The 22,516-nt window shown below is 34.7% G+C and carries 20 protein-coding genes; all 20 read right to left on the bottom strand.

The features are described 5' to 3' along the window. Positions 1-379 precede the first annotated feature (379 nt). Positions 380-535: a hypothetical protein gene (locus tag ACF3N8_RS09815; protein WP_017176581.1), complete on the bottom strand. Its 156-nt coding sequence runs from the start codon at positions 533-535 to the stop codon at positions 380-382. Between the two features lie 576 nt (positions 536-1,111). Then, positions 1,112-1,780 carry an ABC transporter ATP-binding protein gene (locus ACF3N8_RS09820; protein ID WP_009381622.1) on the bottom strand — a complete coding sequence of 223 codons (669 nt, stop codon included), beginning with the start codon at positions 1,778-1,780 and terminating at the stop codon, positions 1,112-1,114. Continuing rightward, the gene (locus ACF3N8_RS09825) at positions 1,777-2,991 is read right to left on the bottom strand and encodes a hypothetical protein (RefSeq protein WP_009381620.1); all 1,215 of its coding nucleotides are present in this window, start codon (positions 2,989-2,991) and stop codon (positions 1,777-1,779) included. The genes ACF3N8_RS09820 and ACF3N8_RS09825 overlap by 4 nt, the downstream gene beginning before the upstream one ends. Positions 2,992-3,655: 664 nt before the next feature. Continuing rightward, positions 3,656-4,570: an RluA family pseudouridine synthase gene (locus tag ACF3N8_RS09830; protein WP_009381618.1), complete on the bottom strand. Its 915-nt coding sequence runs from the start codon at positions 4,568-4,570 to the stop codon at positions 3,656-3,658. A gap of 1 nt (position 4,571) precedes the next feature. After that, positions 4,572-5,057 (bottom strand): signal peptidase II, encoded by a 486-nt coding sequence (gene lspA / locus ACF3N8_RS09835; protein ID WP_009381617.1) that lies wholly within the window; start codon positions 5,055-5,057, stop codon positions 4,572-4,574. 410 nt (positions 5,058-5,467) lie between these two features. Further along, positions 5,468-8,215 (bottom strand): isoleucine--tRNA ligase, encoded by a 2,748-nt coding sequence (ileS, locus tag ACF3N8_RS09840; RefSeq protein ID WP_392449872.1) that lies wholly within the window; start codon positions 8,213-8,215, stop codon positions 5,468-5,470. 211 nt (positions 8,216-8,426) lie between these two features. Continuing rightward, a complete protein-coding gene (locus ACF3N8_RS09845) occupies positions 8,427-9,041 on the bottom strand; it encodes a DivIVA domain-containing protein (protein WP_009381615.1) in 615 nt (204 codons plus the stop codon). Between the two features lie 23 nt (positions 9,042-9,064). After that, the gene (locus ACF3N8_RS09850; RefSeq protein ID WP_052032050.1) at positions 9,065-9,850 is read right to left on the bottom strand and encodes an RNA-binding protein; all 786 of its coding nucleotides are present in this window, start codon (positions 9,848-9,850) and stop codon (positions 9,065-9,067) included. Positions 9,851-10,252: 402 nt separating this feature from the next. Beyond that, positions 10,253-10,543: a YggT family protein gene (locus ACF3N8_RS09855; protein ID WP_009381610.1), complete on the bottom strand. Its 291-nt coding sequence runs from the start codon at positions 10,541-10,543 to the stop codon at positions 10,253-10,255. A gap of 13 nt (positions 10,544-10,556) precedes the next feature. Further along, positions 10,557-11,156 (bottom strand): cell division protein SepF, encoded by a 600-nt coding sequence (locus ACF3N8_RS09860; protein WP_009381609.1) that lies wholly within the window; start codon positions 11,154-11,156, stop codon positions 10,557-10,559. A gap of 4 nt (positions 11,157-11,160) precedes the next feature. Beyond that, on the bottom strand, positions 11,161-11,835 hold the full coding sequence (locus ACF3N8_RS09865; protein WP_009381608.1) for a YggS family pyridoxal phosphate-dependent enzyme: 675 nt from the start codon (positions 11,833-11,835) through the stop codon (positions 11,161-11,163). A gap of 14 nt (positions 11,836-11,849) precedes the next feature. Next, the gene (gene pgeF / locus ACF3N8_RS09870; protein WP_238093620.1) at positions 11,850-12,638 is read right to left on the bottom strand and encodes a peptidoglycan editing factor PgeF; all 789 of its coding nucleotides are present in this window, start codon (positions 12,636-12,638) and stop codon (positions 11,850-11,852) included. A gap of 175 nt (positions 12,639-12,813) precedes the next feature. Next, positions 12,814-13,980 carry a cell division protein FtsZ gene (gene ftsZ / locus ACF3N8_RS09875; RefSeq protein ID WP_017176584.1) on the bottom strand — a complete coding sequence of 389 codons (1,167 nt, stop codon included), beginning with the start codon at positions 13,978-13,980 and terminating at the stop codon, positions 12,814-12,816. A gap of 29 nt (positions 13,981-14,009) precedes the next feature. Further along, positions 14,010-15,407, bottom strand: a complete 1,398-nt coding sequence (ftsA, locus tag ACF3N8_RS09880) for a cell division protein FtsA (protein WP_238093621.1) — start codon at positions 15,405-15,407, stop codon at positions 14,010-14,012. Between the two features lie 125 nt (positions 15,408-15,532). Further along, positions 15,533-16,525, bottom strand: coding sequence for a cell division protein FtsQ/DivIB (locus tag ACF3N8_RS09885; protein ID WP_009381602.1), 993 nt, complete (start codon positions 16,523-16,525; stop codon positions 15,533-15,535). A gap of 14 nt (positions 16,526-16,539) precedes the next feature. After that, a complete protein-coding gene (gene murD / locus ACF3N8_RS09890) occupies positions 16,540-17,889 on the bottom strand; it encodes a UDP-N-acetylmuramoyl-L-alanine--D-glutamate ligase (protein ID WP_009381600.1) in 1,350 nt (449 codons plus the stop codon). A 1-nt stretch (position 17,890) separates the two neighbouring features. Then, positions 17,891-18,856, bottom strand: coding sequence for a phospho-N-acetylmuramoyl-pentapeptide-transferase (mraY, locus tag ACF3N8_RS09895; protein WP_009381594.1), 966 nt, complete (start codon positions 18,854-18,856; stop codon positions 17,891-17,893). 154 nt (positions 18,857-19,010) lie between these two features. Next, positions 19,011-21,179: a penicillin-binding protein gene (locus tag ACF3N8_RS09900; protein ID WP_009381591.1), complete on the bottom strand. Its 2,169-nt coding sequence runs from the start codon at positions 21,177-21,179 to the stop codon at positions 19,011-19,013. Beyond that, positions 21,160-21,555 carry a cell division protein FtsL gene (gene ftsL / locus ACF3N8_RS09905; protein ID WP_009381590.1) on the bottom strand — a complete coding sequence of 132 codons (396 nt, stop codon included), beginning with the start codon at positions 21,553-21,555 and terminating at the stop codon, positions 21,160-21,162. Before ftsL ends, ACF3N8_RS09900 begins: the two co-directional genes overlap by 20 nt. Before the next feature lie 16 nt (positions 21,556-21,571). After that, entirely contained in the window at positions 21,572-22,507 is a 936-nt protein-coding gene (gene rsmH / locus ACF3N8_RS09910) for a 16S rRNA (cytosine(1402)-N(4))-methyltransferase RsmH (RefSeq protein WP_009381589.1), read from the bottom strand. Positions 22,508-22,516: the final 9 nt, after the last annotated feature.

The following is a 22,516-nucleotide window of genomic DNA, read 5'->3' on the forward strand; positions in this document are numbered from 1 at the left end:
ATATTATTTTAACCCTTTTTCGTGTAAAAGTCAAAACGCTGAAGATAATTAATATTGTAACTTTTACATCTTTTGAGTGATTAAGGATGTTGTAGCGGTGATTGTAGATTTAGGTTAGAGAAAATTTTCGGGGCGTGAGGGATTTACAGCGGGGGCGAGTCAAGGTTGGCGACTTTGGATTGGCGAGTCAGGGGTGGTTACTTTTAACAAGGATTTTTTAAGGTGGGACTACAGTTCGGCTTAATAGATGTCCGAACCTTTTTGTTCTAATTTGAAGATGTAGAACAACTTGATGGCGTTATTTAGATGAGGTGAGTCGGCCATTATAAAAAAGCTTAGTACCCTCAGGCGAGGTACTAAGCTTGAATTTTGTAGCATATCATTGTGGTAACGCTAAGGTAATCGCAAATGTCACAAATAGAAGGCCTACAAAAGGAACGATCTTATATACATGATTTTGCTGTCTATGCTTAATTCCAATTGTAATCATCACAATACCAAGAATAAATGAGAACAGCATTAGCCAAAAGCCCATTTAAATCAGTCCTTTCTTAAATTGAAATATAAACTTAAAGTGCTTTTTTAAAGCATTATAAAATCAGTTAAAGACAAATTACGTTGCCTATGTAGCTGGGTAAAATCTTTCGATCCTTTGAAATTATGAAAATGTATAGTTGATTTAAATTTTGACCGACCTCATTCATATTAATCGAATAAGGGACATTTAAAGTGGTATTGTTTAAATTATCTTAGGATACTAGTTGAGTAAATATATAAAATAATTTTAATACCAAGTCTATCTTCAATATATTTCATAAAAATTAAAGAGTCAAATATATGTAATTATTAATTTCTAGGACTATAGTTGTAGGTTTGTGGATGATTCACGGGTTTAAGAGACATGAGTTTTACACGTTTCTGAAGTCTTGTAAATCTAGAGCACTTTCATTTACACGTTTAATAAGTCTTGTAAATTTGAAACTTTATGATTAACACGATTTCTATTTCTTGATAAACTAGCTCTCTAATTTCGCTCTACTTTTTATTAAACCTAACTAAAATCAATATTATCGCTTTATTGTTTTTTTTGTCATAATTCGATTGTTTATAATTAATTACTACAATCCTTAACTATAGTTATCATCCTATCATGACGATGTGCTAAGTCTAGTTCGTGCGTTACAGTAATTAATGTGCTTCTAAACTCTCTATTCATTTCAAATAATAAGTCTACAATACGTGCTTTAGTATCTTCATCAAGAGAAGAAGTTGGTTCATCAGCTAAAATTAAATCAGGTTTCATTATTAAACCTCTAGCTAAAGACGCTCTAGCTCGTTGACCTCCAGAGCATTCCAAAGGCTTCTTTTTTAGAATTCCTTGTATTCCTACCTTTTCAATGACATAGTTATAATGATCGATTAAATTTTGAACATCATTAGATTTAGCATATAAATAAGGTAATTTTATGTTCTTCTCAATGCTTAACGAATTAATCAGTGCGGATTCTTGTAGAATGAATCCCAACTTTTGATTACGTAAAAGTGCTTTTTCTTTCGAACTTAGCCCATTTATATTGTGACCAAATAAGTTATAATTACCATCAAAATCTGAATCAACCAAGCCTATAATATTTAATAAGGTTGTTTTTCCTACTCCAGAGGAACCTGTTATTGAAATACTTTCTCCGTAATCAACCTCTAAGTTAAAGGACTTTAACATAGTTAAATTGTTCTTCTTAAATCTTTTAGAATTTAAAGATAAATTTATAATATGATTCATAGTAATAACCCCTTTGATAGCGGTATTCGCTTAACCTTTAAAATAGATAACTCTACAATAATAATTGATACGAATAAATTAATACCTATAACTACTAATAACGCATACCAATCAATATCTAATAATCCCCAAATATTATAGGTAGCTAAATTGCTCTCTTTATTCACCCAATGTAACCATCGATTATAAGCAATAAGTATAAATAAAATAACTGAGCTAATAGAACTTAAAAATATATAATAAGAGTAATAAACAAATTTTAATCTTTCGTAACTTAAACCTACTAAAATATTCAATATTATTTCTTTAGTGGTAAGGTGGATATATTTAAAGGTATTCCATAAAGCTAACCCTATAATAACTACAAGTATTATTGTAGTTATACAAGAAATCAGAATATATGATTGATAAAAGTTTTCTTTAAAATATGCGTCATTGTCATTTTTGCCATAAAAATTTAAATATATATTATATTTTTCAAAGTATCTTTTTAAACCTTCTACACTTTTATCGTTAGAATCTAGTATTAAAAGATTATGTATGCTATTAACTTTTAATAATTCATTGGAGTCATAAATAAAATTCTGGTTAATTGGTATTACTATTGAAAAGTTTCGATATTCCTTAGTATTAGGAGCTAATTTTAAAGACTTGTAAGAATTTCCTTGTATAACACCTTTGACTTGTAGAGTCACCTCTTTTTCCAAAGTAGGATCTTTTAATTTAAATATAGTATCGAGAGGAAAAAGTTTTTCTAAACTAGCACCGATTAAAACAGGTATAGGATCTTTTGTGTAGTTATTATCATAATTTAGATGTTTTCCTTTTATCAGATCAATTTTATTAAGTCTATAAGCTTCCTTACTAATATATTCCAGATTTATCTCCATATTTTTACTATCTCTAATTCCACTTTTTATTCCATTCACCTCAATAGCATAAGTAAAATTATCATTTAAATGTTTGAATAGTAAGTTTAAATCTAAGTTATTATCTACGCTTTCAAAATTATATTTCGGGTCTAAATTAAATAAGTAATTGTCCTTCTTATTCCATAAAGATACTTCCTTAAGTCCTTGTATATTTAGAATAATAGATCTTACAGTAGTAAAAGCTAGAAAGTTAGCAAAAATTAGTAAAGCGATTAAAGATAAGGTAAATAGAGGACGTTTAATAAATGAATCACTCATGAACTTTTTTAAATACATCATTAACAATCATCATTCCTATACTAATAAAGATATAAATAACTAATATGCCTAATACACTAAAATTTGACAAAAATGGTATATTAAAATAGAGATTAATTAATGATGAAATTGAAAAACTCAACAAAAGTATCATTAAATTTAAACTTATGTGTAAAAGTAAAAGGTTAAACAGGTAATCTCCAACAATAATTTTACATCTAACTTCGGTCGCTTTTCGTCTATTGAATTGATAATGATACACAAGACTGATAAAACTAACTGCTATAATAATTATGTTTTGATAATCAATAAATAAGCTTATATATGATTCTAAAACGATGTAATCCGACCAATCATGTAAACTAATATAAGTAATTAACGAATTCACTATAAGGCAGAACAAGTATATAAATAGAAGTTCAATTACTTCATTTGTACGAAATAGTGATTTACTCATATATTAGCCCACATCCCCTTTTATAATAAACTTTCACAATACATCTACCATTCTAAGTATTAGATCTTGAATTACATATTTTAATTATATAATTGCCTATAACTATTTTGTCAACTTATTTTTAACGTATTTTTTATAGATAATATAGCCAATTATAACTCTTTGCATTTTTACCCCTTAACCCAAAAAAGCACAAACGCCAATCAACGTTTGTGCCTCTTTCATTAACTAAGCTTCACCTTTATCCAAGTCTTGAAGGATTTCTTCAAAGTAAGTTGGAAGTGGTGCAATCTTTTCAATATATTCATTTGTTTTAGGATGGTTGAAACCAATCGTCGCCGCGTGTAAGGCTTGGCCGCCAATATCCATCGTTTTCTTAGGTCCGTACTTCGGATCACCTACTAACGGATAACCGATATATTTCATATGAACACGAATTTGGTGCGTACGACCTGTCTCTAAGCGACATTCAATTAACGTATAATTTTTGAAACGTTGTAGCACATCGAAGTGTGTAATCGCATCACGACCGTCGTCTTCAACAGCCATCGCCTGACGATCGTTCTTATTACGACCAATAGGTGCGTCTACCGTTCCATAATCATGAGGAATTACCCCATGTACTAAAGCCACGTATTTACGCGTTACAGTTTTATCAACGAGTTGATCAACAAGTGAACGGTGCGCGATATCATTCTTCGCAACCATTAATAAACCTGACGTGTCCTTATCAATTCGGTGTACAATACCAGGTCTAATTTCACCATTAATACCTGATAAATCCGTCATTTGATACATCAAACCATTCACTAACGTATTAGAATAGTGTCCTGGCGCTGGATGTACCACCATACCCTTAGGTTTATACACGATTGCCACATCTTCATCTTCAAAATAAATATCTAAATTTAAATCTTCTGGTAAGATGTCCGCTTCAACCGTTTCCTTTTCAGAAACAACGATTCGATCATGTTCCTTAATTTTATAATTAGATTTAACAGCTTTATCGTTAACTTTAATAAGTTCTTCTTTAATTAAATCCTGAACTTGGCTACGTGACCATGCATCATTTTGTTCAGGTAAAAACTTATCGATACGTTGTAAATGATGCTCTGAATCTACAGTAAATTCATGTTGTGCCATCTTATTCCTCCTTTTTACTATGAAAAGCATCGATAGCTAACATAATAAGTATTAGTATAACACCAATGGTTAAGCTTGAGTCTGCAACATTAAAAATAGGAAAATCATATCCAAAGATGTATGTATCGATGAAATCAACCACTTCACCATGTATAATACGGTCAATAAAGTTACCAAGCGCACCTGCGAATAATAAACTTAAAGCAAGCTGCATACCTGGCTTATATTTACCCTCTTTAATGAAAAAGACGATTAAGAATACGAGTACTGCAAGCGTTACGATATAGAAAAACCACATTTTGCCACTCAAAATTCCCCATGCAGCACCATCATTTCGATGTGATGTTATATGTAAAAAACCTGGAATTACTGAAAACGAGTCTCCAATTTTCATTGAACTTGAAACAATAAACTTCGTAATTTGATCTAAGATTAAAATTACCAAAATCGTAGGAATTACAAGCCCAAAGTAATATGCCTTTTTCATTTTTGTCCTCCTAATACCAACATCTAAAATACAAGTTCTATTATATATCACCCTAATTCAGAAAAAAAGCCATGGACATAGGACCACTCATGGCATAAAAGCTCACAAGCGATATATCGTTCGTTAACGTAAACTTCAAAGCCTTTTAAACAAATGCTTTCTTAATTTACGTTTAATCGAACAAAAGTCCTTATCCATGGCATCATTTTATTAATAGCTGTGATATTCAAGCCTCGTGCTTAGACATACACGCAAGAATATTTGCGTTTTTCGAAGTCTCATCGCACTATAAAAAACGCATTAAGCTTCGCTCATCACGAAAACTCATCGCACTTCGTGAATACACCTAAAACGCAAAAATCACATCGCGTTTCGTAAAAAGCATCACGCCTCGTCAAACACTTACAAAATTAAAGCGTGCTCACAACTTCTTGACAGCGTGGACATAGGTTCGTAAGTTCGCCTACTGAACCAAGAGACGTTGCGTAGTTCCAACATCTTTCACATTTTTCGCCATCAGCATGCTCAATTTTGATATCACCATAATTGTAAGATGTTCCGCCATCAACTTGATCTTCAAGCTCAACTTGAGAAACGATAAATAATTGATGTAAATCGTCAAAGTCTTTTAAGAATGAAAGTGTGTCGAATTGATCATTACCACTCATCACAACTTTAGCTTCTAATGATTTACCAATTACTTTTTCATTACGAGCAACCTCTAATGCACGGTTAACATCATCACGAAGTTTCATAAATGTAGACCATTTTTCAAGAAGTGCTGAATCAACTTCCTCTTTAACAGGGAAATCTGATAAGTGAACACTTTCCTCTTCAACGTGTTCCGTATGAGACCAAACTTCATCTGTTGTATGCGGGATGATTGGTGCTAATAACTTCGTCATATTTAAAAGAATTTGATATAGAACTGTTTGCATACTACGACGTTTTAACGCATCTTGCTTTTCAATGTATAAGATATCTTTACCATAATCTAAGTAGAAGTTACTTAATTCAACATTGATAAAGTTTTGGATTTCTTGATAAATATCTAGATAATCATAGTTATCATAGTTATCAATCGTATGCGCAGTAAATTCTCTTAAACGATTTAATAAATACTTATCTACTTCTAAAAGTTCACTTTCAGAAATAGCGTCTGTATTTGGATTGAAGTCATTTAAGTTACCTAGCATAAAGCGTAACGTATTACGGATCTTACGGTATACATCAGCAGTTTGCTTTAAGATTTCATCAGAAATACGAACGTCAGCTAAATAATCCACCGAACTTGCCCATAAACGTGCAATGTCAGCACCTTTTTGTTTAACAATCTTATCCGGAACAATGACGTTACCAAGTGATTTACTCATTTTCTTACCATCGCCGTCCATAACGAAACCGTGAGAAAGTAACATCTTATAAGGTGATACGCCACGTGTAGCTACAGACGTTGTGATAGAAGAGTTGAACCAACCACGATATTGGTCACTACCTTCTATATAAAGATCAGCTGGGTAAGATAATTCATCGCGACCTTCTAAAACAGCACGGTGAGAAGAACCTGAGTCGAACCAAACGTCCATGATATCTTCTTCTTTCGTGAATTCACCATTCGGGCTACCTTCATGCGTGAACCCTTCTGGTAAGAGGTCCTTCGCTTCACGCTCAAACCAAACGTTAGAGCCATGTTCTTCAAATAAATCTGCAACATGGTTAACTGTTTCTTTAGTCATGATGATGTCGCCATTTTCAGCATAGAATACTGGTAGCGGTACACCCCAAACACGTTGTCTTGAAATTACCCATTCACCACGATCACGAATCATGTTGTAAAGGCGTGTTTTACCCCATTCAACTTTAAACTTCGTATCATCGATTGCATCTAAGATATCTTGACGCACTTTATTAATAGATGCGAACCATTGTGGTGTAGCACGGAAGATAACAGGTTTCTTCGTACGCCAGTCATGAGGGTAACTATGCGTAATAAATTCTAATTTTAATAAAGCGCCTTTTTCTGTAAGTAAATCTGTTACTTCCTTATTCGCTTTATCATAGAACATACCTTCAAATTGACCCGCTTCTTCAGTAAATACACCTTTATCATCGATAGGTGAAATGACATCTAAATCATATTTTTGACATACGAAATAGTCGTCTTCCCCGTGTCCAGGTGCAGTATGAACGACACCAGTACCAGCGTCAGTTGTAACGTGATCACCATGGATAACTAATGAAATACGGTCAATAAATGGATGTTTTGCTTCAACATATTCTAAATCCTTACCGTTATAGTCTTTCTCACGAACGATAGACTCTTTATCCCATTCTAATGCTTCAGCAACTTCATCCACTAAAGCTTCTGCGATAATATATTTCTCGCCGTTAACGTTCATTTGCACATAAGTTAATTCAGGACTTACCGTAATCGCTACGTTTGAAGGGATAGTCCATGGTGTAGTCGTCCAAATAATGAATTTAGCTTCTTCATCAACGACACCTTTACCATCTTCCACATCAAAAGCCACATAGATAGACGGTGAGCGTTTATCATGATACTCAATTTCAGCTTCAGCTAAAGATGACTCACTTGAAGGTGACCAGTAAACAGGTTTCTTACCTTTATAAATTAAGCCTTTATCAGCCATTTCACCGAATAAACGAATTTGAGCCGCTTCATATTGAGGCGTTAACGTGATATAAGGATTATCGAAATCACCATTAACACCTAAACGTTTGAAGTCTTCACGTTGACCATCAATTTGTTTACGTGCGAAATCCTCACATTTCTCTCTAAATTCAGCAGTAGACATCTGCTTACGGTTAACACCTTTTTTCGTTAATGCTTGTTCGATTGGAAGACCATGCGTATCCCAACCTGGAACGTAAGGTGCATAGTAACCTTGCATTGATTTATATCTTACAATAAAGTCTTTTAACATTTTATTTAAAGCATGACCCATGTGTAAGTTACCATTCGCGTACGGCGGACCATCATGTAAAATGAAATGCGTATTGTCTTTGTTCTTTTCTAGTAATTTGTTATAAATATCTTTCTCTTTCCACTCTTCTTGCAATTTAGGTTCTTTGTTAGGTAATCCTCCACGCATTGGAAAACCTGTCTTTGGCATTAATAACGTTTCTTTATAATCCATTTTATTTTACACTCCTTTAAATAAAAAGAACTCTAAGTTCAATTAACAGGGACGATGTAATCGCGGTACCACCCTGATTAACTCAACTTAGAGCTCTCTCATTCTTTATCATATTTATTCGTTACAATGTAGTGATACCAATAAGGATATACGCTAGGCTTCCACCGTCCCTAACTCGCTAAAGTATATGTAACTTATTGACGCGTCTACATTATTTCGTTTCGTTTTTAGCCTCATCATTAGAAGCATTAGCTTGTTCAGCAGCCTGTTCACCATCTGGTTGTTGTGCTTTCTCGTCTTCAGTTAAATCTTTGTCATTGAGATGCTTAATATTTTCTTCAGACACAGACTGTGCATCTAAATCATAATTAAGCAAGTACTCCCAATCATCAGATTTTAATAAATCAAGTTGCGCTTCAACTAACATTCTAAAACGTGATCTAAAGATTTTAGATTGGCGTTTCATATCTTCTGTTTGAAAAGACAAGCGACGTGCCTTTTCAATCGCATCATTCACAATCTTATCATGTTGCACCTTAGCATCTTGAATGATGGCTTCAGCTTCTTTTTGAGCTGAAGCTTTCGTTTCTTCACCAGTGCGCTGCGCCATAAGTAGCGCTTCGCCGATGGACTTTTCAACATCTTTAAATGATTGAATATTCGTTTCTTTATCTTCAAGCACTTTATTAAGTTGCTCTTTATCTTTATTTAAACGTGTGATCTCTTTACTAAGTTGTTCGATATAACTTTTAACTTCAACTGGGTCTAATCCATTTTTCGCTTTGGAAAATTCTTTATTTTTAATTTCACTCGGTGTAAAAGGCATCCCATATCCTCCTTCATCATACACTATTTAAACATTGTTTCATAGGTGATGTGTAATTTATCTTTTTTAGTACGGTGACCAATTTCTGTAACTTTGGCACGTCCGTACCCTTGAATGGACAGTAAATCACCTTCGTCTAATTTAAAAGCTACATCTTCGATAATCGTATGATTGACTTTCACACGCTTTTTCTCGATTAAAGCTTTCGCAATACCTCGTGATTTACGAATCATATCTTTTAATACAACATCTAAGCGCATCGCACTCACCGTTGCCGTCTGGACTTTCCAATTCTCTTTAGATTGTATCATATCTTCAAGCGGAATAGAATTAAGTTTTATTGAGGCATTGCGGATACGTGTTAGTTCAAACATAATAAAAGATTCTAATTGTTTTGTCAAAACAAATTGTAGCCGATCACCGACTAATATATCGCCAATTTGTTCACGCTCAATACCTAAAGACATCAATGTTCCAAGTATATGTTGATGTTGGATCGTAACGAATTTTTTAGGATAATCGATGTCGATTAAACTTAACTCGAAGTCGTCTATTTGAGGTTCATAATAATCAGGCGTTATTAAAGCACGTTTACGTTCACTATCCCTACCGCCTTCAAAATAAACCTTCAAATCTTGATAACTACCTGTAATAACTTCTAAGATATATTGCCCCCGAGGATCTAGAAAGTGAGTTAACACAGGTGCATAATTACGTTCAGCTTGTAAGCATTTATCAATACACGTATCTATAAAGGGTGCTTCTTCTTTCCTAAAGTGTTGATAAATATCCAATGTCTTACGCTCCATTCTTTAAAAAGGAGCGAGATAGAAGTGTTTAAGACTTCTAACCTCGCCCTTGATATTCGAAATGAGGCCGGGACATAATACTACAATTCCCTTAAACAGCATGCTTTCCTGTAAAGTTCAACTCGAATTTTTAATTCGTTAGTTGAACTTACAAAGAAGCTTTCGCTTCTTTGTTCATTACATTGAAAAGCCCCGGCTTCCATAACTTGATAATTTGCTTGCGCAAATTTCTGTGCCGGGGCCCCGCCCTCTGAGTCATCTGTTTTGAGAATTGTAGGAAATAAAGCTTAATTGCCCTATTTAACGACTAATGTCCCAGCCCCCTATACATGAAACACTTTCATGCTAGATAAAATAGTGAGGCCTAAGATAGATATCCTAGACCCCTTTCAACTCAAATATTTAAAACATCATAACTAAAATATAATTGAATATACTTTGTAGACCTTTCATAAAGAAATGTACTACCACAATAGCTACCAATGAAGAAATATCAATCATACCAATTGGTGGAATGATCTTTCTAAATGGTTCTAAATAAGGCTCGTACATCTTAGCCATAAATTCTCCAAACTTCGAATCTCTTGCGCCTGGTAACCAAGACATAAAAATATATACAATTAAGCCATAATAGTAAATTTGAGCTATAAAAATGATAAATTTAAATATCGTAACTAATAAGTCCATACTCATTTTATACTAACCTCTAATCTCTTGGGTGATCATACTCATACGATTCAATCTGGTCAGTAATCGTACCTGCAACCTCAACATTGTCAGGTGTACATAAGAAGATATCTTGACCAACTCGTTGGATGTCCCCACCAATTGCATAAACAGTACCACTTAAGAAGTCAATAATACGTTTAGCAGAAACATTATCGATACGTTGTAAATTCACTAACGTTGCACGACGGTTTTTAAGTTCATCTGCAATATCTTGCGTATCAGAGAATACACGTGGTTCAAATAAGCACATTTTAGAACTTTCTTGTACGTTTTGATATTGATCTTGGTTCATATTTACCACATTCCTTGTCTGGTGGTTAGATGTACCTTGTTGAGATACATTTAATCTTGAAGTTTGTTTTTTTGGAACTGACTGAAGTGAATGCGCTTTATTTGAAGATTGTTTATGATTCTTACCTTGATTCGTAGTGTTTGATTTCGGTTTCTGTTTACGTTCATTTTTAGCTTCTTCGTCACGTCTTTGCTGTTCACGTCGTTCACGTTGTTCTCTTTCTTCTACAACTTCATCCTCTTCTTCCATTACGAAAAAACCATTAAATAAATCTTTGATAGCCATGGATTCACTCCTCTTTTCCTACTAAACTTGTTCCAATTCTAACATATGTAGCGCCTTCTTCGGTAGCAATCATGTAGTCATTACTCATACCCATTGATAATTCAGTACATGGCGCGTGCGCTAATCCGAGTGCTTTTATTTCATCGCGTTTATGTCTTAATTTACTAAATATTTCTTTCAATTCTGCTTCATCATCCGTATAAGGTGCCATCGTCATTAAACCTACAACTTCAATTTTCGAATAGTCACCTAACATTTTGATAAAGTCCTCTACTGCATCGAGCTCTAATCCATGTTTAGAAGCTTCGCCAGATACATTCACTTGAACAAAGCATTTCACAACATCGTCTGCTCTTTTTTCAATCTCTTTCGCTAAACTCTTGCGATCTAATGCGTGTAAGTAGTCGACATCATTAATCACTTCTTTAACCTTACGAGATTGAAGTGAACCGATAAAGTGCATCACGCTATCTTCAGGTAATGCTTTTTTCTTCTCTAAAAAGCCCTCTATGCGGTTCTCGCCAAAGTCTCTGATACCTGCATCATAAGCACTTTGTGCACGCTCTATTGTAACATACTTCGTAACGGCAATCACGCGAGGTTCATTCGAAGTAAGTTCAGTATTATGATGTTTTGTAAGATTCTTTGAAATATTTGTATAATTCTCTTTAACGTTCATTTAATACACCTCATTTACTTTTGACCTATAAAAGCGAGCATTCTACCTGTTTGTCCTTTTTCTAAACGATACGAAAAGAAATCATCTCGCATCTCAGTCGTTGTAAGATGTGTGACATCAATATTTGATTCAGGTACACCTTTATAGATACATAAAAGTTGATTTGCATGCTTTAAATCTATTCCATAACGATCTTCATCACGTTTATCAATATACGCATTTACATCAATTGGTAGCGCCTCAAATTGGGATTTAATGTCCGCATTAATTTCGTAACTATTAGATGTCGCAGGACCAATGACAACGTGTAAATCATCGAGATTAAAATCAATTGCATCTATCATATTACACACAATTTGACTTACCGTACCACGCCAACCAGCATGAGCAAGTCCAACGTAGTGATGCTTTTCACTATAGAAATAAATAGGCACACAATCCGCATAACACATCGTTAACAACACGTCTTGATCATATGTATAGATACCATCGATGCCGTGTAAGTCATCAGTGAGTTCTCTAATATTGATACCACGATGCGCGCGTGTAACTTCTTGAATGTGATTTTGATGCGTTTGAATGGGAAAGACCCAGTTTTCGACATCAAATTGAATCTCGTTCGCAAGCATGTCTTGATGTTGCGATACGTTGTTACGATCGTCATCTATGTATCGCGCCATGTTAAAGCTATCTTTAGGGTAAGCACTAAACCCACCCTGTCTTGTTGTCATCCCAATTGTAACATGATTCAGACATTTGTCTTCATATGCTACGTGATGTTGATGATATTTAAACTTTTCCATTGATATCCACTCCACTTTTTTAAAAGACACCGACCTAACGCGTGACATTATAAAAATAAGGTCTAACAAAGTCAATATAACTTGAACACCTCATCAGTATCAAGCAGTATGACGCGCATACCTGACTTTCTTAGACCTCTTTATTTAACCAATCGTTAAAAGGTAATTCGTATGATTAACGTCTAGTTCTTCTAGAACGTCTTTCTTCTCTGTTACGAATGAAGCTTGGAATATCATCTTCATTAGTAGAAGTGCTTCTAACATCACTTGCTGGTTCTTGTTGATTAGAAGGTGCTTGATTACGGTTAGAAAGACTTTCTTCTTGTTTAGCTCCAGTAACACTTGAACCAAATCCAGTGTTAGATTGTTTACGAGCGTGAGTTGAAGGTTTGTCTTCGAAACCTGTAGCGATTACAGTAACAACAATTTCATCTTGAAGTTCAGGGTTGATTACTGTACCAAAGATCATGTTTACGTCTTCATCAGCAGCATCTTGTACGATGTCTGCAGCTTCTTGAGCTTCAAATAGTGATAAAGATTCGCCACCTGTGATGTTCATTAACACACCTTGTGCGCCAACGATAGATGTTTCAAGTAATGGTGATGAAATTGCTTTCTTAGCAGCTTCAACGGCACGGTTTTCACCAGAAGAAACACCGATACCCATAAGCGCTGAACCTTGGTTAGACATGATTGTTTTAACGTCTGCAAAGTCAAGGTTAACTTCACCAGATACAGCGATTAAGTCTGAGATACCTTGAACACCTTGGCGTAATACGTTATCTGCTTCTTTGAATGCTTCCATCATTGGTGTAGATTTATCAACGATATCTAATAAGCGGTCGTTAGGGATAACGATTAATGTATCTACTGCAGCTTTCATTGATTCAACACCAGCAGCAGCTTGTGTTTGACGTTTACGGCCTTCGAAACCGAATGGACGTGTAACAACACCAACAGTTAATGCGCCCATTTCTTTAGCGATTTTAGCAACAACTGGTGCAGCACCTGTACCAGTTCCGCCACCCATACCAGCTGTTACGAATACCATGTCCGCACCTTGGATAGCGTCTTCGATTTGTTCACGTGATTCTTCAGCAGCTTTTTTACCAATTTCAGGGTTAGCGCCTGCGCCTAATCCACGTGTTAATTTTTCACCAATTTGGATTTTAGACTCAGCTTTAGATAAGTTTAAAGCTTGACCATCTGTATTGATTGAAATAAATTCAACATTGTTCATACCATGATCAATCATGCGGTTTACAGCGTTGTTACCGCCGCCACCTACACCAATTACCTTTAAAGTAGCTAAATGATTAAATCCTTGTTCAAATTCTAACATTTATATTTCCTCCTAATCTTTGTGGCTCGTTAATCAAACAGTGATCTCATTAATTTTTTGAACTTGCTTTCTTCTTGACCATTTTGTCCTGACTCTTGATTGTCGTACGTTTCATCTTCGTTATATGTACGTGATTCAGTGTCCTCGTCGTGATGTTTTGTTTCTTTTTGTGATGGTTTATTTGGTTTCTTCTTAAACCACTGACCATAAACACTTGATTTACTTGATTGTTTAGGTTCATTTTCAATAACTTCTTCTTCTATTTCTTCGTTATCATGATTACTTATTGTAACATATTCTAATAGCTCATCGAAAGTAATACTACTAGAAATCGTTGAAATAGCAGAACTAAATTCTGGTTTTCTGACACCCATTTGTGAAGGTGTGTGAATACGTACTTTTTCGTTAACCATATCAAGTAATAATTCTTTAACACCTAATAGGTTAGCAGAACCACCAGTGATAATAAACCCACCGTTAACGCGTGTTAATTGTAGTTCTTTTAATAAATCGAACACTGTGAAGAAGATTTCTTCAACGCGTGCTTCGATGAAATCACTTAATTCTTTTTGAGTGAATTCCGCTTTTTTATCACTATCGATTTGTTCAACTGTAAATACATCTTGGTCTGATGCTGAATCATAGAAAGCATGACCATATTGTTGCTTAATCTTTTCAGCAGTCTCAACTGAAGTATTTAAGCCTTGTGCGATGTCTTCAGTGATATGACGACCAGCCATTCTAATGCTTTCTGCATCAACAAGTTCGCCTCTTTCATAAAAAGCAACTTGCGTAAGGTCTTCACCAATATCAATCACACATGCACCAAGTTCTCTTTCAGTTGGAGTTAAGATTGATTTGTAGTTGTATGAATCAGAAAATACATCTAATACATCAACGCCACAAGATTCGACACATTTAATTAAGTTGATAAGAATTGATTTATCAATGGCAATCGCGCCAGATTCAACTTTAAGAGAATGTCTTGCGACAATTTCTTTTGGATCTGAAACTTCGTTTGTACCATCTACAATAAACTTAATTGGGAATGTGTTTACGATTTCCGTCTCTGGTACGCTATTATCTTGACGAATGCCTTCTAAAACTTGTTCAATGTGCGTACCATCTAATTCAGTGTCTTGATGGAATTCAATTTCATTTTCACCATCAAAGATTTCAGTACCGACAATCGGCAATTTAAGAAATACTTCTTTAATATCAATTCCAGACGCGATAGATGCTTTTTTAATTGTATCTTTAATCGCTTGTCTAGCGATATCAAAATCATCGATCATTCCGTTTTTAATGCCGGATGTATAGGTTTGACCTGTACCTATCACATTGATTCCATTATGAAACTTTTCGCCTACTATTGTTTTTATACTTGATGAACCGATATCTATGCTCACATAGTAATGTTCTTCCATAGATAGGCACCTCCCTGACAATTACTATTCATCATTACGCTATGTTAAGTTTACAATAACAAACTTTTAATGTGAACTATAAAGCCAATTAAATACAATATTTTTTGATTATTGTCATTTCATGGTTATTCTTTATTTTGTTCACTATTGTTGTTTTCTTTGTTTTTTTGGTCTTTTTCTTTAGAATCGCTTTCTTTCGAACCATCTTTTTTAGCTTTGTCTTCTTTTTTCTTAACTTGAGTATCTTGCTTAATTTGATTTAAAGCGTTCTGAAGTTCATCTTTAGCTTCCGTTTCAGCTTGAGTTTTCGTTTTAACTTCCTTGTCTGTTTCAGAACCACCAGATGATGCTTTGATATTTTCGTATGGAATGAAAGTTGCGCCAACAGATAAATCAATAAAGCCATCTTGTTTCAACTTGCCTGATTCATCTTTTTCTAAAGCATTAGACATTTTAGGATAATACTTCATTTTATCTGCGATTGTCGTAATTTCACCAACAACTTGCAAATTATCTTTCATAAATAAATTAATTTTATTTTGTTTGGTTGCTTCTGGTTGATAACTTACTTCAGAAATTAAACTTCTAATATTAGGTTTCATTTCTGATAAGGCTTGAGCAATACGGTCTCTTTTCTCACCTTGGAACCCTTCAAGTACAGGTACATTTGTAGGTAACTTATCTTTATAGTCTTTAAGCATGCCGCCATTTTCAAGTAATGGCACGTACTTATCTTTATGCTTAACTAAACCAACCACATCATACTCATTTACATTAACCTTCAAGGTATTCGGCAATGATTTTTTCATTTCGGCGTCCTTAACCAAGTCATGATCTTTTATCTTTTGCTCAGTTTTACCTGCATCGAACGTATACATACGTGCGTTATTTTTAACGTCCAATTGATCTTCGATGTATGACTTAGATACGAAATGATTACCTTTAATTTCAACATTTGAAATCTTACTTAAAGGCGTGAACATATATATGAGTATTAGACCTACGATAAATAACAGACCAAGAATGATGCCAAGTTGAATTTGTTTACGGCGTTTTCTTTGTTTGCGTCTTTTTTCTTTAATGTAATCATTATTTATAGGTTTTACACGATCAGCCAATTTAGTCACACCCTTTAATTTGATGGCAAGTTACTGTAAAAGCTATCGATAAATGATTGGCCACGCTCTTCAAATGTGCCATATTGATCCCAACTTGCACAAGCTGGCGATAATAGTACCACATCATTTGGTTCAATCACATCTTGTAACTTATCTACAGCGTCCTTAACATCTTGTGCTTGAATCACGTACTTACCTTGACTTTCACCAAGTTTCGTAAACTTCTCTTGCGTTTGTCCAAATGTTACCATGACGCGAACATTATCCATATATGGTATCAGCTCATCGAAGCCATTACCACGATCTAAGCCACCGCAAAGCCATATAATTGGTTGATCAAACGAACTTAAAGCAAATTGAGTCGCAAGCGTATTCGTCGCTTTTGAATCATTATAATACTTATTCATTCGATTTGAACCAATGTATTGAAGTCTATGATCAATACCTGAGAATGTCGTTAACGTCGTATTGATAGATTTAATTGGAACACCCGCTAATATCGCTGCGAGCACTGCAGCCAGTATATTCTCTAAGTTATGCTCCCCTGGCAATACAATATCATCTTTGTGAATAATTCTCATTTGGTTATAAACAATATATCCGTCTTTTACATAGATGCCATCCACTTCTTGTTGTGTTGAAAAGTAAAGCACTTTGGACTTAATTTGATCCGCTTCAATTAAATGACGTTGGTTATAATTAAAAATTAAATAATCATTTTCATCCTGATTCTGATAGATACGTTTTTTAGCGTTCTGATAATTTTCTTGTGTTTCATGATAATCAAGGTGAGCTGAATAAATGTTCGTAATAATCGCAATATGTGGTTTATAAGTCTTCGTGCCTAATAATTGGAACGATGACAGTTCAGTAATCATATAAGCGTCAGACTCAACCTCTTCTGCAACCTTAGAGGCTACAACACCAATGTTACCAGAAATATGGCCTGTTACACGGCTTGTTTTAAACATGTCACCAATTAAAGATGTTACTGTTGTTTTACCATTGGTACCTGTAACACCAATAATAGGTGCTTCAGAAATAAGGTAGCTTAGTTCAACTTCTGTTAAAATTTCCAAGTCCTTCTCAATGGCCTTTTCAAGAATAGGAATATGGTAAGGGATGCCTGGATTCTTAACAATAATCGGATCGTTATCTAATAAAGTTAGCGGATGTTCATCATCCACAACAGTAATGCCCTTACTCTCTAAATCGATTTTAAATGGATCGTTCGTTAAATCTTTGCCATCGTTAACCGTAACTTTGGCACCTAATCTATGTAACACTTGTGCCGATTCATAACCGCTCTTTGCTAAACCTAATACTAATACCTCTTTATCTCTAAGCCCTTGATAATCCTTCATTTTAGTTCACTCCTAACCATAGACCGATTAAGCCTGAAATTAAACCAACAGTCCAGAATACAATAACGACTTTCCATTCACTCCATCCACATAATTCAAAGTGGTGATGTAGTGGACTCATCTTAAAGATACGTTTACCAGTTAATTTAAATGAAGTAACTTGAATCATGACAGATAACGTCTCAAGTACGAATACTAAGCCAACAAAGATTAATGTAATTTCTTGGTTCAACATAATTGAGATCGTTGCGAAGATACCACCTAGTGCTAAGCTTCCTGTGTCCCCCATAAATACTTTAGCTGGGTTTAAGTTATAAGGTAGGAAACCAAGTAATGCGCAAACCATGATGATACAGAAAGTTCCAATTGCTGGTTCATTTAAGATAAAGCTCATAATTGCATAAATTGTAAAGCCAATGATTGATAAACCAGTTGCTAGACCATCTAAACCATCTGTTAGGTTCACCGCATTTGAAAAGCCAACTTGCCAAAATACAATAAATACAACATAGAAAAATGATAAAGGTAAACTTACATCAGTAAATGGAATATTAATGCTTGTTGAGAATTTAAAGACATTAAATAACACACATACAATGAAGAAAATGACTGCAATTGCAATTTGTGCTAAGAACTTTTGCTTACTTGTTAAACCTTGGTTGTTCTTTTTAACAACGATAATGTAATCATCGATAAATCCAATAAGACCAAATCCAATCGTTACAAATAATAGTAAAAGTAATGGGTTTGGATAAGGCATGATCAAACTTGCGATTATCGTCGTGATGATAATACTAATTAAGAATGTTAAACCACCCATAGTAGGTGTTCCGGTCTTTTTCATGTGACTCTGAGGGCCTTCTTCACGAATACTTTGGCCGAACTTCATGCGTTTTAGTGTCGGTATTAAGATTGGTACTAAAATAAGTGTAATGATTAATGCAATTGCGCCTAAAATGTATGACATAGTTGGTCTCCTTTTTATATTATTTTTCGACGTTTCATTTCATTATTTTTAGATTAAAAAGAGTGACGAGATTTATAAGCACTTGGCTTTAGACTATTTGTATGCCAAACCCTAATCCCGTCACTCCATCATTCATACAGTTCTTTCTATGCTGTTATTCATCTGACTTACCATTGGTGTTCGGTGCTTCTAATTTAACTTCAATTTTTGCGTCATCTTTCAGTATTTGACCTTGTGAAATCGATTGGTCACTAACGTAACCGCTACCTTTCGTTTTAACGTGAATGCCTGTTAATTGTTCAAATGCAACTAGTTGTTCTTTCGTCCAACCTTTCATGTTAGGCATTGTTAAATCTTTATTCGTCATTAACATGACATTTGAATTTGGTAACAGTTTCGTATCGCCTTCAGGAACTTGCTTTTCAATCTTATCGCCGCCACCAATCACAGTTGCATTGACACCTTGACCTTTTAAGGTATCTTGGGCTTTTTGAACAGATTGACCAGCAACACTTGGTACTTTCTTATAATGAGGTTCGTTTGCTTCATCTTGCTTATTACCAACATTTAAATACTGAAGTGTATTCTTCATAACTGGCTTGAATAATTTACTTACACCCATTTCATATGCTTCTTGGTCATTTTGTTGCGCGAGACTCATACCTGAATAAATAAGTATTTCAGGATCTTTACTTGGCGCATGACCGATGAAACTTACAAAGTATGGGTTGTCGCCTTCTACGTAACCACCATTTTCAGGGTCGGAAACTTGGGCTGTACCAGTTTTACCAGCGATATCATAACCGTCGACTCTGTAGTTTTTAGCTTCTGCTTTTTCATTATTAACAACATTATCAAGTTGTTTCATTGTCTTATCAGCAGTTTCTTCAGTAATCGGTTTACCAATAACCTTTTTACCTTGATTAAAGTATGTCTCATCTTTAATTGGGTTCGTTACTTTATTAACTATAAATGGTTTCAACATATTACCTTTATTTAATACAGCTGATTGAGCTTGAATCATTTGGATAGGTGTCACTGTTGATGATTGACCAAAAGCAGATGTCTTTTGTTGTAATTCGTCTTCCCAAGCAATGTTGCCCTCAGGTTCTGAATCAAAGACACTGTCTGTTTTCTTACCAAATCCAAATTTCTCATACCATGACTGCATCTTGTCGGCGCCGACTAGATCTTGAAGTTTCATCATTAATACGTTTGAAGAATACATGAAACCTTCTTTCATCGTAATCTTGCCCCAACCTTCTTTATTCCAGTCATAGATCTTATGACCATTGATTTCCATGCTACCTGAATCATATTTTTCATCAGGTTTGAACTTACCTTCTTGGATAGCTGCGGCTAGTCCAAATACTTTAAATGTAGAACCTGGTTCATATGTCTCTTGGAATAAATCGTTTTGCCATTTCTTACCGAAGCCTTCTCCAGTTTCTGGATTGAACGTTGGTCTTTGACTGTATGCAAGAATTTCACCAGTATCAGCATCCATGACTACGGCAAAGATATCTTTAGGTTGATAACGATTAACCATGTCATCTAAAGCACGTTCTACAAATACTTGTATGTTTGAATCAATTGTTAAGTGAACATCATCACCACGTTCAGGTTGCTTTTCACGTTTAGAATTTGGCGTAATATAACCCCAAATGTCTCGCGTGAACGAAAGATTACCTTTCTTGCCTGATAAGTAACTATCGAATACTTTTTCGATACCTAAAGCACCGTTAATTTCACCTGTTTCAGGATCTTTTGATGCTTTACCAATTAAGTGCGAAGCAAATTTACCGTTTGGATAGAAACGATGTGTTTCCGGTAAAAGTGACACACCTGGAATATGCATTTTTTCAATCTTTTCTTTATCTTGGAAAGTTAAGTTCTTACCTTTTTGACCAAACTCAACTTGGAACGCTTTTTTATTATCTAAACGTTTTTTAATTTCTTTTTCTTCCATATCGATAACTTCAGATAACTTCTTAGCTGCTTCTTTCGTGTTAACAACATGGCGAGGTTTATCGGATCCTTCACTTGCCTTTTTATCAACAACAGCGACAAGCTTAAATCGTTCCACATCCTCTGCTAAAATCTTCCCGTTACGGTCATAAATTTTACCGCGTTCAGGTTCTTGTTCTTTTTGCGTTAAGTATTTTTCATTGGCTTTCATAATAAGGTCTTGGCCAGAAGAGTGACCTGTTAACATGATAAAACCATATCTAAAAACCAACAGAAAAAAGAGCAGTCCAAAAATACCAATCAAGAGGACTGCTCCTATTTTATTTTTTTTAATTTTAATTTTTCGCTTCGCCATCTTTACGCACTACCTTTACATTGTCGTTCTGAAGACTCATCCCTTGTTTCTCAGCTTTATCGTAAATGCGTTCATATGAGGAATTTTTCATAGTTTCAGATTTCAATGCACTATTCTGACTGGATTGTTTTTCAATCTTAGCTTCTAAATCTGCTATCTTCCCACGTGTATCGTACGCATCCATTTTTAAAGATAGCACATAGATACTGACCAAAGCAATCATTGTAATTAAGGATATGTATAGCACTTTTTCAAGTCTTGTTAGCTTTACGACTACTTTACGTTTGACCGTTGAAGTTTTAGTTTCCGGCTGCTGCAACGGTTGGTTATAATTAAAGGATTCTCTAGCTTCATCGTACACTCTTTCTACAGCCATTCTATAGACGCCCCTTCTATTTTAGTATTTCAGCTACACGTAACTTAGCGCTACGTGCTCGATTATTCTCATCTAAATCTGCTTCTGATGCCGTAATTGGCTTTCTATTAACTCGTTTTAACTTTGGTGTATACGCCTCTGGTATAACAGGTAAGCCCCTAGGTACATCTGGTCCCTTTTCATACTCTTGAAAAATTTGTTTACAAAGCCTATCTTCCAAGGAGTGGAACGTGATTACCGAAATTCTTCCATTAACATTCACAAGGTCAATTGCTTCCTCGATTGAATCTTCAAATGCTTTGAGTTCATCGTTAACTGCAATTCGTATGGCTTGGAAAATGCGCTTTGCTGGGTGACCACCTTTACGTCTTGCTTTAGCTGGAATACCTTCTTTAATAACGTCTACAAGTTGCAAAGTTGTTTCAATTTTAGTTTGTTCTCTCGTGGCTTCAATTCTTCTCGCAATTTGCTTTGAAAATTTCTCTTCACCATATCGAAAAAAGATACGAACTAAAGAATCATATGACCATTCATTAACGACTTCATAAGCTGATAATTCTTGATCTTGATTCATACGCATATCTAATTTTGCATCGTTATGGTAACTAAATCCGCGTTCTGCCACATCAAGTTGTGGACTAGAAACGCCTAAATCATAGTAAATCCCGTCAACTTTTTCTATATCTAATCGCTCTAGGATAGACCTCAGATTTCTAAAGTTATCATGTACAAAAATGACTTTATGTAAATGATCTTTTAAAACCTCACGCGCATTATTTAAAGCTGTCGTGTCTTGGTCAATCGCAATGAGTTTACCGTTGTCGTTCAATTGATTTAATAAATACAAAGCATGTCCTGCTCCACCAAGTGTACAGTCAATATAAACACCATCTTCTTTTATATTTAGTTGGTCAATGGTTTCTTTAAGCATGACACTTACGTGATGAAACATATTTTATCC

The sequence above is a fragment of the Staphylococcus massiliensis genome (genome assembly GCF_043186315.1).
Taxonomy (GTDB): Bacteria; Bacillota; Bacilli; order Staphylococcales; family Staphylococcaceae; genus Staphylococcus; species Staphylococcus massiliensis.